Annotated in this window: 12 protein-coding genes; 5 read left to right on the forward strand and 7 right to left on the reverse strand. The window is 62.3% G+C overall.

From position 1 onward, the window contains the following. Positions 1–98 precede the first annotated feature (98 nt). Both AC6I97_RS03500 and AC6I97_RS03505 read left to right on the forward strand, forming a co-directional pair. Positions 99–839, forward strand: a complete 741-nt coding sequence (locus AC6I97_RS03500) for an IclR family transcriptional regulator (RefSeq protein ID WP_497944074.1) — start codon at positions 99–101, stop codon at positions 837–839. 110 nt (positions 840–949) lie between these two features. Continuing rightward, positions 950–2,137, forward strand: a complete 1,188-nt coding sequence (locus AC6I97_RS03505; RefSeq protein WP_497944075.1) for a 4-hydroxybenzoate 3-monooxygenase — start codon at positions 950–952, stop codon at positions 2,135–2,137. Positions 2,138–2,321: 184 nt separating this feature from the next. Here AC6I97_RS03505 and AC6I97_RS03510 read toward each other — a convergent pair whose 3' ends face one another. The 4 genes from AC6I97_RS03510 to AC6I97_RS03525 all read right to left on the reverse strand — a co-directional run bounded on the left by AC6I97_RS03510 (position 2,322) and on the right by AC6I97_RS03525 (position 6,867). Further along, a complete protein-coding gene (locus AC6I97_RS03510) occupies positions 2,322–4,892 on the reverse strand; it encodes an HNH endonuclease signature motif containing protein (RefSeq protein WP_497944076.1) in 2,571 nt (856 codons plus the stop codon). Positions 4,893–5,210: 318 nt separating this feature from the next. Continuing rightward, complete coding sequence (locus tag AC6I97_RS03515; RefSeq protein WP_309928243.1) at positions 5,211–5,711, reverse strand: hypothetical protein; 501 nt, start codon at positions 5,709–5,711, stop codon at positions 5,211–5,213. A 60-nt stretch (positions 5,712–5,771) separates the two neighbouring features. Next, a complete protein-coding gene (locus AC6I97_RS03520; RefSeq protein WP_497944077.1) occupies positions 5,772–6,002 on the reverse strand; it encodes a hypothetical protein in 231 nt (76 codons plus the stop codon). A gap of 400 nt (positions 6,003–6,402) precedes the next feature. Continuing rightward, the gene (locus tag AC6I97_RS03525; RefSeq protein ID WP_224093064.1) at positions 6,403–6,867 is read right to left on the reverse strand and encodes a DUF8821 family protein; all 465 of its coding nucleotides are present in this window, start codon (positions 6,865–6,867) and stop codon (positions 6,403–6,405) included. Between the two features lie 177 nt (positions 6,868–7,044). Between AC6I97_RS03525 and AC6I97_RS03530 the strand changes: the two genes are divergently transcribed. Continuing rightward, on the forward strand, positions 7,045–7,941 hold the full coding sequence (locus AC6I97_RS03530) for a helix-turn-helix transcriptional regulator (RefSeq protein ID WP_497944078.1): 897 nt from the start codon (positions 7,045–7,047) through the stop codon (positions 7,939–7,941). Here the strand turns inward: AC6I97_RS03530 and AC6I97_RS03535 are convergent. After that, the gene (locus tag AC6I97_RS03535; RefSeq protein WP_497944079.1) at positions 7,905–9,125 is read right to left on the reverse strand and encodes an MFS transporter; all 1,221 of its coding nucleotides are present in this window, start codon (positions 9,123–9,125) and stop codon (positions 7,905–7,907) included. The genes AC6I97_RS03530 and AC6I97_RS03535 overlap by 37 nt on opposite strands. A gap of 271 nt (positions 9,126–9,396) precedes the next feature. Between AC6I97_RS03535 and AC6I97_RS03540 the strand changes: the two genes are divergently transcribed. Together AC6I97_RS03540 and AC6I97_RS03545 are read left to right on the forward strand one after the other, a co-directional pair. Then, positions 9,397–10,227, forward strand: a complete 831-nt coding sequence (locus tag AC6I97_RS03540; RefSeq protein WP_497944080.1) for a DUF2382 domain-containing protein — start codon at positions 9,397–9,399, stop codon at positions 10,225–10,227. A 140-nt stretch (positions 10,228–10,367) separates the two neighbouring features. Next, positions 10,368–10,589 carry a hypothetical protein gene (locus AC6I97_RS03545; RefSeq protein ID WP_224093068.1) on the forward strand — a complete coding sequence of 74 codons (222 nt, stop codon included), beginning with the start codon at positions 10,368–10,370 and terminating at the stop codon, positions 10,587–10,589. Between the two features lie 12 nt (positions 10,590–10,601). On the opposite strand, the gene AC6I97_RS03550 is transcribed toward AC6I97_RS03545, so the two are convergent. Together AC6I97_RS03550 and AC6I97_RS03555 are read right to left on the reverse strand one after the other, a co-directional pair. Beyond that, positions 10,602–12,518 carry a glycoside hydrolase family 15 protein gene (locus AC6I97_RS03550; protein ID WP_497944081.1) on the reverse strand — a complete coding sequence of 639 codons (1,917 nt, stop codon included), beginning with the start codon at positions 12,516–12,518 and terminating at the stop codon, positions 10,602–10,604. Positions 12,519–12,601: 83 nt separating this feature from the next. Continuing rightward, positions 12,602–13,279 carry a TetR/AcrR family transcriptional regulator gene (locus AC6I97_RS03555; protein ID WP_497944082.1) on the reverse strand — a complete coding sequence of 226 codons (678 nt, stop codon included), beginning with the start codon at positions 13,277–13,279 and terminating at the stop codon, positions 12,602–12,604. Between the last annotated feature and the right edge of the window lie 57 nt (positions 13,280–13,336).

Genomic DNA, 13,336 nt, shown 5'->3' on the forward strand with positions numbered 1-13,336 from the left:
TTGTATCACCGGCGGGAGTAATCTGAAGCACGTTCTACCATTGAATGGAAGGGGCCCCCGCGGGGTCGGGTAGGGGAGCGGCAGCAAAGGAGCGCATCGTGGCCAACTCAGCATCAGGTGACTCCGTGGTGGATCGCGTAGTCCGGGTCATTGAAGCCTTTCCTGAAGGTGCCACCTCCCTGCAACTGACCGAACTCGCCGACAGGTCCGGCCTCCCGTTGTCGTCCGCCCACCGGCTGGTCCGGCAACTCTCCGAGCATGGCCTGCTGGAACTGGGTGCTGGCGGGAACGTTGGGCTGGGCCTCCGATTGTGGGAACTCGTCAACAGAAATTCGCCCACCCTCGCACTCCGTCAAGCGGCCATGCCCTTCATGGAGGATATTCAGCAAGTCTTGAACCAGAACGTGAACCTGGCAGTCCTTGAGGGCTGGGAGGCGCTGTTTGTGGAGCGGCTTTCGCGCCGAGGATCGGTCGCCAACCGAGCACGCGTCGCCGGACGCATGCCGGTCCACATTTCCTCCGCCGGCCTGGCGCTGATGGCACACCAGTCCCGGGAATTGCGGGCCCAGTACCTCGAACAGTTCCACGACCCGGAAGGAAAGGTGACTTCCGACGTCGTGCGCCACCTGTTGGCTGAGGCCGCGCAACTGGGCTATGCGCAGCTGGCGGGAGTCGTTGATCCGGACACGTGGGGCATCGCCGTGCCCGTGATGAACGGCAAGAGGCGAGCGGTCGCGGCCCTTGGCGTGGTGGTGCCCTTGGCTGAGATGCGCCTGCAGGCGCTTGTTCCGGCGTTGCAAACCGCTGCTAGAGGAATAGGGCGGCAGCTCAGGGACTAATGTAGACCTTCCGTTCAACGGAATTCATGTAACACCCGTCACGCAGTACCCGCCACACTGATTCCAGACTCATCCCGTCCCGGCGGGACCGCAACGAAGCGAGGAACACCATGGCACGTACAACCGTCACCACTCAAGTCGCCATTATGGGTGCAGGACCCGCAGGGCTCATGCTCTCCCACTTGCTGGCCAAGCAAGGCATCGAATCCGTAGTGGTGGAGGTCCGCAGCCGGGAACAAATCCACCAAACAGTTCGCGCAGGCATCCTGGAACACGGCACCGTCAACCTGCTCGTGGACTCCGGCGTCTCAGACCGGGTGCTGCGCGAAGGTGACCGGCACGATGGCATCGAGTTGCGGTTCAACGGCGAAAGCCACCGCATCAACTTCAAGGAGCTGGTGGGTGAATCCGTGTGGCTGTACCCACAAACAGACGTTTTCGCCGACCTCGCTGCGCGACGCGAGGCGGACGACGGCGACGTTCGATACAGCGTCACGGACACCACTGTCCACGATCTCGAGGGCAAACCGAAAGTCTGGTTCACCGATTCCGACGGTCAGGAGTTCGAGATCCAGGCCGACTTCCTCGTTGGCGCTGACGGGTCCCGCAGCCACTGCCGCTTCCAGATCCCCGAAGCAAACCGAAAGTGGTTCTTCCATGAATACCCGTTCGCGTGGTTCGGCATCCTGGCCCAAGCTCCACGCAGCTCCGACGAGCTCATCTATGCCAACTCCGAGCATGGTTTCGCCTTGATCAGCCAGAGGACCGAGACAGTGCAGCGCATGTACTTCCAGTGCGATCCCAAGGAAAACGTCGCCGACTGGGACGACGAACGCATCTGGTCCGAGTTCCGCAAACGCGTAAACGGTAATGGCTTTGAGCTCAACGAAGGCCCTGTCCTGGAAAAGATGGTCCTACCGTTCCGGAGCTTCGTCCACACTCCTATGCGCCACGGCAATCTTTTCCTTGCCGGCGATGCAGCACACACCGTCCCGCCCACCGGCGCCAAGGGCCTAAACCTCGCGATACACGACGTGAAGGTCTTGTTCGAAGGCTTCGACTCCTTCTATTCCAACGGTTCCATCACACTGCTGAATTCCTACAGCGACCGCGCCCTGGACCGAGTTTGGAAGGCACAGCATTTCTCATACTGGATGACCTCCATGCTGCATACCGTTCCCGGCGCCGACGACTTTGACCGCGCCCGCCAGCTGGGCGAGCTGCACTCCGTGGTCTCGTCCGAGCACGCCAAGGCGTACCTGGCTGAGTCGTACACGGGCTGGCCGACGTCGCGGTAAGGCTTCGTCGCGACTGGGTTTAGGGTCGCGGGCCCGGCTTATGTCGCAGGCTCAGCTTAGGGTCGAGGCGTAGTTTAGGAGCGCTCGACGGCGGGCGGTCACCCTGTGGCGAGACAGTCACCCTTGTGGCGAGGCGGTCACCCTTGTGGCAAGGCAGCAGAGCGCAATTGGACGCGGCGCGCTCTCATGTTCTGAGGGGTGTGTGGTGGTGGTTGCGTCGTGGTGTTTGGTGGGGGTCGATGTGTGGTGGCGGGATGAACCACGGAACCCCTGTTGTGATGTCGATGCGCCAGTCTTCTTTGTGGATGAGGTGGTGGTGGTGGCTGCAGAGCAGGGTCGCGTTCTCGGTGGAGGTGGCGCCGCCGTGTGACCAGTAGGTGATGTGGTGGGCTTCGCACCAGGGGGCGGGCATGGTGCAGTCGGGGAACGCGCAGCCTTGGTCCCGGGCGGTGATGGCTTTGCGGATATGGGGTGGGAAGATCCGGGTGGTGCGGCCGATGTCCAGGATGCGGGAGTCGGTTCCGAGCAGGACGGGGAGGATGTCGGCGTCGCAGGCGATTTTGCGGATGGTGTTGGGGTGGATGGGGCCGGCGAAGGTGGCGGAGCCGGAGCTGAGCCGGAGGTGTTCGGGTCCAGGCCCAGGCCGTGTGGTCTGGGAGGCAGTTTCGCCGGGCGGTGTGGCGGCTGTGCCGTGTGGTGTGGCGGTTCTGCCGGGCGGTGTGGCTGCGCCGGGACGGGGGTCTTCCGTTCCAGACCCAGGTCGTGTGGTCTGGGTGGCGGCTGCGCCGTGGGGTGTTGGGGCTGTGCCGTGTGGCGTGGTTGCGCTTGGGGCGGTGCGGGTGAGTTGTTGGAAGAGGTCGTGGTGGTTGATGGTGACCATGACCTGGGGGCGGAGTCCGCCGTTGGCTGGCAGTTTCCCGGTGGTCAGTGCCACACCGCAGGCTCCGACGAGGCCGTCGAGGAGTTTCTGGGCCCGGGAACGCCGGTCCAGGTCCGGCCCGGCTGGTTCGCTCCCGCGGTCACTGCCATGAACGGTTCCGTGGACGATTCCGGGTGCCTGACCCTCGACGTTCCCGTCGACGCTCTCGTTGGTTTCCCCGGTGACGTTGCCTTCGCCGGTGGCTGTGGTGGTTCCGCTGTGTCCGTTGGCTGCGTTGGTTGCGGTGGTGAGTCGGGGGTTGGTGGCGGTGTTCATGGCGGTGGTGAGTGTTTCGTATTGTTCGGTGGTGGCGAAGATTTCCAGGTGGTGCAGTCCGTGGCGGGGTTTGCGGATGAAGGTGCCTTGGAGCTGGCGGAGGATTTCTTCGCTGGGTTCCGGGCCGTCCTGGTCGATCAGGTCGTTCCAGCGTTTGGTCATTTTCAGGACGAAGTCGGGGTCGGACCCGGCGGCGGTGCGGGTGAGGGCGTGTTCCATCCGGGTGATGGTCTCCTCGTCGGTGAGGAGCCGTACTTTGTCCAGGGCGGCGCTGATGATGCTCGCAGACCGGGTGGGTATTTGCGTGGATTCGAGGGCTTGGGCCAGGATTTCGCGGCGGGCCGGGATGTGTTGCCCGGCGATTCCGGTCCCGGGGAGGACCTGGGAGGCCAGGGCGAGCCGGCGCCGGGCTTCGCTGATGCCGATCCGCAAACGGGCCCGCAGGAATTCCGCGGCGTTGCGGTAGCCATCATCGGCCACCGCAGCAGCGTCCGCCACCGCAGCAGCGGATCCAGCAGCAGTATTGAAGCCAGCAGCAACAGCGGATCCAGCAGCAGTATTGAAGCCAGCAGCGGTGGCGGATCCAGCAGCAGTATTGAAGCCAGCAGCGGTGGCGGATCCAGCAGCAGTATTGAAGCCAGCAGCGGTGGCGGATCCAGCAGCAGTATTGAAGCCAGCAGCGGTGGCGGATCCAGCAGCAGTATTGAAGCCAGCAGCGGTGGCGGATCCAGCAGCAGTATTGAAGCCAGCAGCGGTGGCGGATCCAGCAGCAGTATTGAAGCCAGCAGCGGTGGCGGTTCCAGCAGCAGTATTGAAGCCAGCAACAGCGGCGGATCCAGCGGCAGTATCGGATCCTGCACCGGTGGCTGTGGCTGTGGCTGTGGCGGTGGCGGGGTTTGTGCGTGCGGGGTTGGTCCAGCCTGTCTGCCATCCCGTGCCCGCCGCGGAGGAGGGCCGTGCCTGCTGGGCTTGGGTGCGGGTCCGTTCCACGGCGTGCGCCGCGATGACCTGCAGGTACTCCACGGTGCGGGCGATCTCCTCCACCCGCCCGGCGAACCCCGCGGCTTCGGCAAACCCGAACCCCGGGGCACCGGCCACGGTCACGGAACGCAGACTTTCCAAGGCCCCAACGCTCTCAGCCAGCGCATCCCCAAGCCCCGGCGCGCCCTGATGTCTTAGCGGACTCCCAAGTCCCAGGGAACCGCCCAGTCCCCGGGAAACAGAGCTGACTTCAGAATCGACCCTAATTCCTGGATCGACTTCAACTTCAGGATCGACCCCAAGGCCAGCGAAGGGCAGTGGTTCCAGGCCGTGAACACGCTCGACTTCACGGTCCATTTCACTAAGTGCAGTGAAGGATTTCGGTTCAATGCCGCGAAGCAGCGCCATGGCCCTGAGCTTCTCCGAATCGCTGCCTGCCGCAGCCGCCACCGTCGGGCTTTCACAGCCGGCATGGCCGCTGGCAGGACCGGTGTGGCTTCCTCGGGGAAGGCCCCGGGGGCGCACCACGACGCCAGGCATCGCTGCCCGTCGCGCCATGATTTCCCCAATGCTTCCCATGAATAAACCCTCTCACCAGGGTCTGACATTTTTAGGAAGCAGTGCCGCTGCCCTTGGGTGCCACAAGCTTCCCAACCGTTTCCAGGCATCAACCATGTGTTCAGAATCAGGGATTTAGGGCCCACAGATTGGTGCGCCGGGGCGTGGATTGCCAGGAGAACAGACTGACCCGCTCGGACATGTGCCGTTCAGCACTGAACCGGTCTTCTTCTGAAGCCGAATTGGGGACCCCAAATCCAGACCACTACAGCGTCAAAACACCGTTGTCCTACTAGCCTCGTTTCAGTCCCCAAGAGCCGGCGAAGGCCAGCCCAACCGTCATCCGTACAACGCCGCCTCAAGCAGCCGGTCAAAGCTTGCAGTTCCACTGCTCACCGGGGCAACGGTGATGACCGCGAGGAGTTTCTCGGAGCCATCTTCCTTGGCACTTGCAACCCTTTTCACGTGCAGCCGCAAACCGGGAACCCCATTGATCAGCAGTGGAAGTTGCTCACCGCTCTTGATCAATTTCCGTAGCTGCTTTGTGGAGATCTTGTCGTCGGGGCTGCCTGTCAGCTCCGTGAGGGTGTCGTTGATCCGTTTTGCCAAGCCACGCACCAGGTTCCTCTGGGCGACGACGGTGGGAATAGTAAGTATCGCGGCGAACACGGCAATGAAGATCGACGCCGGGACAGCGTTTCTCAGGGCAGGCATGAAGATCATCAGGATCAGCCACAGGATCACGGCAAGGATGCTGAAAGTGACGAATTTGATAATGGGTTTGTCGCCGGGTTTCCTCATCCAGCGCACGATTTCAACAGCATCCGGCGCGTTTTCCATGGTCAGGATCCCTTCACTTCGAGGAGTGCTTCGGCCAGAATTACTGCCTCGCGTGCTTCCCTAAGGTCGTTCCGCAAATCCCACATCGGGGATCTTCGCGGCGCCACTGCCGGTACCCGCAAGCTCGTAGAGGGCCCTGCCCAGGTTTTCGCGGTCCCGTGACAACCTCCGGGACGTTTCCAGTTTGGCCCTGATGACTTCAAGTTCGAGGAGAGAGCGGCCTACGGCGTCTCGTTGTCCTTGCTTGAGCGACAGTTTCTCCGTGAGCCGCAGGACCTGTTCACTGTGCATTGACCTCTCATCTGAACGGCAGTTCGTTGGAGCTCATGAAGGGCAGCCGACGTCTGGGGCTCGCCGGAGTGCCGGGCTAGTTCCTCATCGACGCGGACCAGTCTCCGTTCCCAGCCTCGAAGGGCCCGTTGATACCGTCGCAAGAGCAGCGAGATCGCCGACAATGCCTTGTCAAGGGCCCTCGCCCGGGTGGTCAGGCTTGTGGTTGCCGCGTCCAACCTTGCGAGGAATGCGGCGTAATTGTCCGGGGAAGGAACCATGTTATGGGGATCCACGTGTCACCCGTGCCCGATGCTCTTGCAACCGGGTTTGGTGCGGTACAACGCTCCCCAAACGCCCATGTCAAGAGAATAGAGGGTCCCGGCGCGTTTGGGATAGGGCATGTAGTCGGAGGCAGCGGTCAGTATTGACCCTTGATCACGAAGTACGATCCCCGGATTACACCTGCCAGCTTGGACTTCTGACGGGCGAATTTGAAGCGCGGTTCCAGTTCTTCGGGAACATCCATGCCCTCGGCGAGCTTGAAACCGACCGCCCGCTTCCCGCCTTCCTCGATGCTGTACATGACGTTGATGGAAAGCCCGGACTCGTAGAACACGTAATCCATCCGTAGGCCGTCCACTTCGAAGGCCGTCGCCTCAAGGGGGCGGGATTCGATGACGATGTCGCGCTCTTCCTTCAGGATCCGGCTCACCCGATCCACGACTTCCGGCACCTCACTTGCGGGACTCACGGTGAAGTCATGGTCGTATTTGTTCTTGTAATAGCGGGCCTCGTTCGCGCGCAGTCCTGCGAGGGCCGCGGCAACCGGAGAAGACTCCAGGCCCTCGGTAGAAACGTTCTTGAAGTCAACGATGTACGGCAATTGCTCTCCTCGTCAGATGTCTTGGACCAACCCTAACGTTCCACACTGACACGGCCATGTTGGGCGCGGAATTGGGTGTGGAAAACGCACGACGGCGGGAGGTCGCCGTCGTGCGTTAACGAAGCAGGTATCGGGAGGGACTCCCTCCTGATACCTGCTTGGCCTAGCGTTGAGGCTATGGATAATCGAGCCGAGGTCCGCGAATTCCTGATCTCACGCCGTGCCCATGTTGCCCCTGAGCGGGTTGGACTGCCCGCCGGGACCAATCGGCGGGTGAAAGGCCTGCGGCGTAGTGAAGTGGCCACGCTTGCCGGGTTGAGCGTGGAGTATTACACCCGCCTTGAGCGTGGCGCGATCAGCGGAGCCTCCCCTCAAGTTCTTGAGAGCATCGCCAGGGCGTTGTGCTTGGACGACGCCGAGCGCGCCCATCTGTTCGACCTCGCCCACGCGGCCAGTCCGGTGGCCCGTCCGCCCAGGCGGCGCAACTCCAAGTCCTACGTTCCGCATCAAAGCCTGCAATGGGCGCTGGATGCTGTCACTGCCGGCCCGGCGTTCGTTCGCAACGGCCGGATGGATCTGTTGGCGGTTAATCCCTTGGCACGGGCGTTCTACAAGGATTGCTACGACATGCCCGGCCAGCCGCCGAACATCGCGCGCTACACGTTTTTGGATGAACGCGCCCATGATTTTTATCCGGATTGGGATGCGTTCGCCGAGGTGACTGTGTCCATCCTGCGGACCGAAGCCGGTCGCGATCCGCACAACAAGGAACTTCATGACCTCATCGGTGAGTTGGGGACCCGCAGCGATGAGTTCCGGAAACGCTGGGGCGCTCATAACGTCCGCCACCACGGGACGGGTTTCAAAACGTTCAATCACCCCGTTGTGGGTGAGTTGACGCTCGCCTACGAGGGCTTGGAAATGGCCGCTGAGCCGGGCTTGACCCTCACGATCTACAGTGCGGAACCGGGGTCGCCTTCGGCGGAGCGCCTGCAGCTCCTCGCCTCGTGGGCTGCCAGCGAATATGGCACGGCAGCTCAGGCTGAGCCGGAGAGGGCTGCCTCGGACGGCTGAGGTGACCGTTCTTTCCGCCACAAGATGGTGAGCGGGAGAAAATACAGTGCCGCGATGCAGGTACCCACCAGCACGGGGCCAGTGGCCCCGAGAGCTGACTCGAGTGCGAAGCCTGCGATCCACGAACCCACTGCTGTGCCGAGGTTGAACGAAGACGTGCTGAGGGCCGAGGCGAGCGTGGGTGCATGGTGGGCATAACCGACTGCTTTGCCTATGAGGATGGGGTTGGTTGCCATGCCGAACAGGCCCAGCAAGAAGATGAGGATCACGGTCAGCACGGCGTTGCGTGAGAGCAGGCAGAGAGCCCCGAGCACCAGGAACGTCATTGCTGCCGAGACGAACAGTGCCGTGAAGGGGCGGTGTGCGCCAAAATGGCCACCGAGGTTGGAACCGATGAACGCTCCAACGCCATAGCCCACCAACACCAGCGGAATTGCCGCTGCCCCCATCCCTGTGTTCTGTGTGAGGAGCGGTGAGATGAAGCTGTAGGCCGCCAGGGATGATCCACACACGATTGCGCAACCCAAAAGAACAAGCCACACCCGGGCGTCACGCATGCTGGCGATCTCGGCCCGAACTGAGGGGACGCGGCCCGAGGCAGGTTCGACGCCGACCAAACGGTAAACGACCAACGCCGCCATGAGTGCCAGGGCACTGAGGATCCAGAACGGGCCTCGCCAACCGATCGACTGGCCGGCAAACGCCCCCAACGGAACACCGATCACGTTGGCCAGCATGCCGCCGCCCAAAACCACGCCTAAAGCCCGGGACGCTGAAGCGGCGCCGGCCGCCTTCGCCCCCACGACGGCGGCGACGGCCCAGAAGGCTCCAGTGGCCAGAGCGGTCAGGAACCGGGCTCCGAGTATCAGCGCGAAGTCGGTGGTGAGGGCGACGATGACGTGGCCAACGGCGAAAACCGCCAACGCGAGGCTGAGGGTGACGCGTCGCGGCATCCTGAGGGTGAGAATCGACATCGTGGGCGTTCCAACGATCATGCCGACCGCGAAGACGGTAATCATCAACGCGGCATTTCCTACCGTGATACCCAGGTCCTGGGCGATCTCCGGGAGGATCCCGGCCACCACGAATTCTGTGGTGCCCATAAGGAACACGCCCGCGGCGAGCACATAGGTAACAAGCGGCAGGCGACGGGCTGTTGGTGCCCGCAAAGTATCAGTGGTCATGGTTCCAGACCATCATGGGCATTCAGCCTGAGGGAGTCCCGGTTGATGGGGGTTCCCGGAGGGACTCTCTTCGGCAACCGGAAAAATCTGCGCTCAAGGGCTTCGAATCTTCGATTGGGTCTTGCCAAGAAAATAGTAAGCATGCTTATGTATTTCTGTTCCGTGAAGTCAGCGGGTTGAATCAATTCCCCGTCCTGATTCCGGAATCTACGCCTGGTGATGCAGGCCGCCGGGCACTAAAGGCAACACAATCACATTCCAAGGAGACATCATGCTCGCCAGGGAGAACATTGACCGTCTGATGGGCCTCAACGGAAACGTTCGGACCACGGAGGGGGACAAGGTTGGGTCAATCGGAACGTTCTACACCGATGACGACACGGGGGAGCCAACATGGGTAACAGTCAAAACCGGTCTTTTCGGTACTTCTGAATCATTCATTCCCTTGGAGGGGGCCACCCTTGAGGGCGACGACGTCGTTGTTCCCTACAGCAAGGATCACATCAAGGACGCACCCCGCGTGGCCGAAGATGGGCACCTCGATCCCAGTGAAGAAGAGCGGCTCTACAACCACTACAGCATCCAGGACCGGGGTGCCTTCGAGGGCCGGCGTGACTACCCGGACCCCAGCGCCGGAATGGAAACAGACGCCGGAATGGGCACAAGGGCCGGAGTGGACGCCGTCGGCGGCATGGACGTTGACACGACTGGCACGGCACCCGCGGGCGAGGATGCCATGACCCGTTCTGAAGAGCGGCTCAACGTCGGGACTGAAAGGGCAGCGGCCGGACGGGCGCGCCTTCGCAAGTACATCACCACCGAAAACGTGACTACCACCGTGCCGGTCGAGCGTGAGGAAGTCCGCCTTGAGCGTGAGCCGATCACGGACGCCAACAAGGGAGCCGCCATGTCCGGTCCTGACCTCACAGAAAGCGAGCATGAGGTCACCCTTCACGAAGAACGGCCGGTTGTGGACAAGGAAACCGTCCCGGTCGAGCGCGTGCGCTTGGAAAAGGACACCGTCACGGATGAAGTCCCCGTGAATGAGGAAGTCCGCAAGGAGAACATCGAAACTGAAGGCACGCGCGATACCAGCCGCTGAAAACTGCGGCAGATGCCGCGCCACTAAGTGGTGAAAACGCCCGACGGCGGGAGGCCGCCGTCGGGCCCTGTACTGCCACCTGGTCTTTGTCCAGACAGCCGGTCCTACCGCAGAAGCCCAGGCGATGGGACGATTTCCTTATGGGCGATGAAGAGAAGAAGGGCCCGGGCGTGCCCTCAGGCACTGGGTCAGAGGAACGCGATCAGTGGCAGGATACCGATGCCGGATCTCCGACCACACAGCAGATGAGGACTATCGGCCAGCGTCGGCGGGAGGCCGAGCGCAAGCTCGATCAACACCTGGAGGAAGCCAAGCACAAGGCTGAAGCCCCGGATCCGGACGATCAAAAAACGGAATCGTAACTGCAGCGCTTTTCAGCGGCTGGTTTCGGGGCGCTTTTTTGGTGCCGGATGGTCGGTGCCCGGGCCGCTTTCGGAGATGGCCTGTTGCGGGAGCTGGTCGGTACCTTGCTCCGGGTGTTTCGGCCTACGCAGCGGCGTGTCACTGCCGTGGGCTTCGCCGTGATGGAGTTGCAGGGCGCAGTGGATCAGTGGAAAGTGGCTGAACGCTTGTGGCGTGTTTCCGAGTTGCCGCTCGGTTCTGGGATCCCATTCCTCGCTCAGCAGCCCAACATCGTTTCGGAGCGTCAACAGCCTCTCGAACAATGCGGTTGCCTGGCCGGCATGGCCAAGGCCCAGTAGCGCATCCACCAGCCAGAACGAGCATGCAAGGAACACTCCCTCGTCGCCGGGAAGGCCGTCGTGGCCGGACTCGGTTCGGTAGCGCAGCACCAGTCCATCTTCGGTGAGGCCTTCCTGAATGGCTTTCACCGTTCCCGCAACGCGGGGGTGGCGGTGCCCCAGGAAGCCAAGGCGGGGGATCAAGAGCAGGCTGGCGTCCAGTTCCTTGCTTCCGTAGGACTGCACAAAGCTGTTGAGCCCTTCATCGAATCCTTTCGTCATTACCTCTGAATGGATATGCGTGCGCAGCGCCGCCCAACGGTCTCCGGGGCCGGGTAATCCTGAGGTTTTTACGGCCTTGACCATGCGATCAGCAGCTACCCATGCCATGACTTTGGAATGGGTGAAATGCCTGCGGGGGCCGCGCATCTCCCACAGCCCGTTGTCCGGTTGGTCCCAAGCCCCTTCCAGGTACTCCATCAACGCCACTTGAATGTCCCACGACGTGTCCACGGTGCCCGGCGGGGAAGCTGCCCTGGTCAGCGAGAGCCCATCCAAGACCTCGCCCCAAACGTCCAATTGCAGCTGGGGGGCCGCGGCGTTCCCGGTTCGGACTGGCTGGGAATTTTCGTAGCCCGAAAGCCACGGGATCTCAGCCTCCGGCAGTCTGCGGGCGCCGTCCAGGCCGTAAACGATCTGCAGCTCTGACGGATCACCCGCGACAGCGCGGAGCAGCCATTCCCGCCAGGCTGCTGCTTCTTCCGTATATCCGGCGGCAAGCAACGACTGCAGGGTCAGTGTTGCATCGCGCAGCCAGCAGTAGCGGTAGTCCCAATTGCGGGAACCGCCCAGCTGCTCGGGAAGGGACGTTGTGGCAGCTGCAACGATGCCTCCCGTTGGGGCATACGTCAGGGCTTTGAGGGTGATGAGGGATCGCTCCACCGGTTCCTTGTACTTGCCCTCCATCTCGCTTTGGTCAATCCACTCGCGCCAGAAGGATTCCGTGGCGTGAAATGCTTTGGCTGCATCGATTCGCCGGGGCTCCGGTTCATGGCTTGGTGCCCAGCGAAGCACGAAGGGGATACGTTCCCCGGCGCGGACTGTGAACTCACTGATCGTGCGCCTGTCCACGCCCTTGAGTGGAGCGGGCGTCGTGAGGTAGGCGGAATCGGGCCCCGCCACGGCGCTGATTCCGTGCTTGTTGTGGCGCACCCACGGCACCACGCGACCGTAGTCGAAACGGAGAATCAGCTCCCCACGCATGGCTACCTCGCCGGACAGGCCTTCCACGATCCGTACGAGGTCTACAGCGTCATCGCGGACGGGCATGAAGTCGGTGACACGGACCGCACCGCCGTCCACTTCCCATTCCGTTTCCAGGATCAGGGTGTCCGGACGGTAGCGCCGCCGCGTACAGTTTCCGTCGTTCCGCGCCCCTGCCTCTGTGGGCGCGAGGATCCATCGGCCAGCTTCAGGGGTATGCAGTAAGGCGGCGAAGCAGGCGGGGGAGTCGAAGCGGGGCAGGCACATCCAGTCGATGGATCCGTCGCGTGCCACCAGGGCGGCTGTATTCAAGTCCCCGATGATCGCATAGTCCTCAATTCTGGCCATGGCATCAGATCCTTAAAATCAGACGGCGTCGAGTATGCCCTGACCGTACCCTTTTGCCTCACGCACCTCAACGGATGCGGCGGTTATTCGGCTGCTGCGCCGGCATCGTCCATCAGCCGGTCCAGGCCGTCAAGAATCAGGTTCAATCCGAAGTCGAATTCGTCGCCGAAGTCGTAGCCGGGTTTGAGGACATGCTCGACGGCGATCTCCACCATGCGCGGGTACTCCCCGGTTGAGAACCGCTCCATGATGGGGGTGGTGATTTCGGCTGCGGTATCCCTACCTTCAAAGGGCAACGCCGCCTCCTGTAGGGCGAAACCGTAGATGTAACTGTCCAGCGCCGCGTATGCGTGGGCCGTCAGTTGGACCGAAAATCCTGCTGCCCGCAAGGTGGCCAGCGTCGCCTCATGGTGTCGGAGCGTTGCGGGCCCAGGGGCGGAGCGGCTTTCCAGCAATCCAACCGCCCATGGATGCCGGGTGAGGGCTGCGCGCATCGCGTGTGCCCGATCGTTCATTTCCTCCCGCCAGTTACCGGAAGGCAAGGGCAACGGAACTTCACTGAACACCATGTCCACGATGCCGTCCAGGATTTCGTCCTTGTTGGCCACGTAGTAGTAGAGGGACATCGGCTTGGTGCCCATGCTTTGCGCCAGGGAGCGGATGGTCAGCGACGATATGCCCGACTCGTCCGCGAGTTCCACAGCGCATGTGAGGACCCTTTCGCGGCTAAGGGGAAGGCGCTCAGGCCGTGCGGCGGACACTGGATCTCCTTTGGGTGTTCCGTTTTAGTACATTGTACGGTAGCGTCTTTAGTACAG

Source organism: Arthrobacter sp. TmtSoilC48 (assembly GCF_059739425.1).